This is a genomic window from Acidobacteriota bacterium (assembly GCA_003696075.1).
Classification (GTDB): Bacteria; Acidobacteriota; Polarisedimenticolia; order J045; family J045; genus J045.
Genome location: RFHH01000041.1, coordinates 1 through 2620, shown reverse-complemented (window position 1 = coordinate 2620; position 2620 = coordinate 1). Strand labels below are relative to the sequence as shown.

The following is a 2620-nucleotide window of genomic DNA, read 5'->3' as shown; positions in this document are numbered from 1 at the left end:
TGTCCGCGGCAAGCCTCGTCGACCGCCGGTTTGAGCGGCAGGACGCTGCCGCGCCGCCAGGCGCCGTCCGCGGTGATGACGGCGCAGCATTCCCCGTCCTCGATCCGATCGGAGAGGGCTTGGGCGCTGAAGCCGGCGAAGACGACCGAGTGGATCGCACCGATCCGCGCGCAGGCGAGCACCGCCATGGCGAGTTCGGGGATCATCGGCATGTAGATCGCCACGCGATCGCCCTTGCCGATGCCTCGCGCCTTCAGCGCGTTCGCCATCCGGGAGACCTCGGCGTGCAGCTCACGGTAGGTCAGGTTCCTCGTGTCGCCGGGCTCTCCCTCCCAGCGGATCGCGATCTTGTCGCCCCGCTCCTCCAGGTGCTGGTCGAGGCAGACGGCGCTTGCGTTGAGCTTGCCTCCCACGAACCACTTCGCCCGCGGCGCCTCGCTCCAGTCGAGCACCCGCTCCCAGCGTTGGATCCAGGGGAGCTCCTCGGCGACGCGACCCCAGAACGTCTCCGGCTGTTCGATCGACTCGGCGTAGAGGCGCCGGTACTCGTCCATGCTCTTCAGGCGGGCTCGCGCCTGGAACTCGGGGGGCGGGGGGAAGCGGCGGGTCTCCTTCAGGACGTTCTCGATCTGGCTCATGGGGCACGCTCGCGGATCGGTGGTTTCCGGCGGCCCGTCCCCGGCGGGGGCGGGTCGATGGGGGTCGCGGACAGTCTACGGGAGGGAGAGGCCCCCGTCCGGCGCCGCCGGGCGGTCTCCCCCGAGTGCGGCCCGGGGATACGCGCTCGGGCGCATGGCGCGGGGGCGCGGGTCGCACCAGCTTGGTAGAGGACGAGCGGCCGGAACCGCCGTCGTGGAACCCGCCCGCGGGCGGGGGGGATCACCATGCACGAGTACGAACCTCCGTCCGTCGACGCCGTGCGGCGGGAGGGCCGGCGCGGCAGAAGCCTGCTGCTCGACCCCCGGACGAACAAGGGCACCGCCTTCACCCTCGAGGAGCGGGAGGCGTTGGGCCTCCTCGGACTCCTCCCACCCGCCATCTCCACGATCGAGCAGCAGCTCGAGCGCGCGTACGAGAACTTTCGCGCGGCCCCCGACGACTTGGCGAAGTACGTCCATCTGGCCGCGCTGCACGATCGCAACGAGGTGCTGTTCTTCCGGCTCCTGCTCGAACACCTCGAGGAGATGATGCCGATCGTCTACACGCCGACGGTCGGCTTGGCGTGCCAGCGGTTCTCCCACATCTACCGGCGCGCGCGCGGTCTGTACGTGACCCTCAGGCACCGCGGCCGGATCGTCGACGTGCTTCGGAACGCCGAGGTCCGGGCTCCGTCGGTCATCGTCGTGACCGACGGGGAGCGCATCCTCGGACTCGGGGACCAGGGCGCGGGCGGCATGGGGATCCCGATCGGGAAGTCGTGCCTGTACACGCTGTGTGCCGGCATCCCGCCCTGGACCACGATCCCCGTCATGCTCGACGTCGGCACGGACAACGAGGAACGGTTGGCGGACCCGCTGTACCTGGGGATCCGCCGCCACCGCGTGCGCGGCGAGGAGTACCAGAGCTTCGTCGACGAGTTCGTGGAAGCCGTCCGCACCGTGTATCCCGATGCGATCCTGCAGTGGGAGGACTTCCTCAAGGAGAATGCTCTCCTCCAGTTGGAGCGGTTCCGGGATCGGCTTCCCACCTTCAACGACGACATCCAGGGGACCGCGGCCGTCGTCCTCGCGGGCCTCTTCGCCGCGATGCGCGTTACCGGGGGACGATTGGCCGATCAGCGCCTCCTCATCGCCGGAGCGGGCGCCTCGGCCCAGGGCATCGCGAACCTCTTCGTCGCCGCCTTGCGCGAGGAGGGCCTGGGGGAAGCCGAGGCGAAGCGGCGGATCTGGATGGTCGACCGGCGCGGGCTCGTCCTGGACGACCGGCCGGGCTTGGAGGGGTTCAAGCGTTCGTTCGCCCGCTCGCGCGAGGAACTCGGCGGCGGGTCGTTCCGCGACCCGTCCGCGATCTCGCTCCCGGAAGCCGTGGCGCACGTGCGGCCGACGATCCTGCTGGGGACCTCGGCGACCCCCGGCCTGTTCACGGAGGAGGTCGTGCGCACGATGGCGGAGTTCGTCGCCCGCCCCGTGATCTTCCCCCTCTCGAACCCGACGTCGAAGGCGGAGTGCACTCCTGCCGACGCTCTCCGTTGGACCGACGGCCGCGCGCTCATCGCGACCGGGTCACCGTTCGAGCCGGTCGATCTCGCCGGTCGGCGCCACCGGATCGGCCAGTGCAACAACAGCTTCATCTTCCCGGGCTTCGGGCTCGGGGCCTGGGTCGGCCGGGTGCGCCGCATCCACGACGGCTTGTTCCTCGCCGCGGCCCGAGCCTTGGCGCGCTGCGTCGGACCCGAGGACCTCGCCGCGGGCGCGCTGTTTCCGGCGCTCGGGGACGTCCGTGAGGTCTCCGCGAGCGTGGCGTTGGCGACCCTGCGGCAGGCGGTCGCGGACGGCCTCGCCCGGGTCCCCGCCGACGCGGATCTCGAGCGGCTCGTCCGCGACGCGATGTGGTTCCCCGACTACCCGACACTCCTGCCCGCTGGAGGGGCCGGGGCCTAGCCCCCCACGGTCAGCCCGAC

2 protein-coding genes are annotated in these 2620 nt (G+C 71.3%); one reads left to right on the top strand and one right to left on the bottom strand.

Going from position 1 to position 2620, the window contains the following annotated elements:
* A partial coding sequence (locus D6718_02560) for an acetyl-coenzyme A synthetase (protein RMG48063.1) occupies positions 1–638 on the bottom strand: 638 nt, incomplete at its 3' end.
* 246 nt (positions 639–884) lie between these two features.
* Here D6718_02560 and D6718_02555 point away from each other — a divergent pair.
* Positions 885–2600, top strand: a complete 1716-nt coding sequence (locus D6718_02555; GenBank protein RMG48062.1) for an NAD-dependent malic enzyme — start codon at positions 885–887, stop codon at positions 2598–2600.
* Positions 2601–2620 lie beyond the last annotated feature (20 nt).

Bases quoted from the DNA above. Each gene is read 5' to 3' on its own strand.
- D6718_02555 (RMG48062.1), top strand. From the start codon at position 885: ATGCACGAGTACGAACCTCCGTCCGTCGACGCCGTGCGGCGGGAGGGC.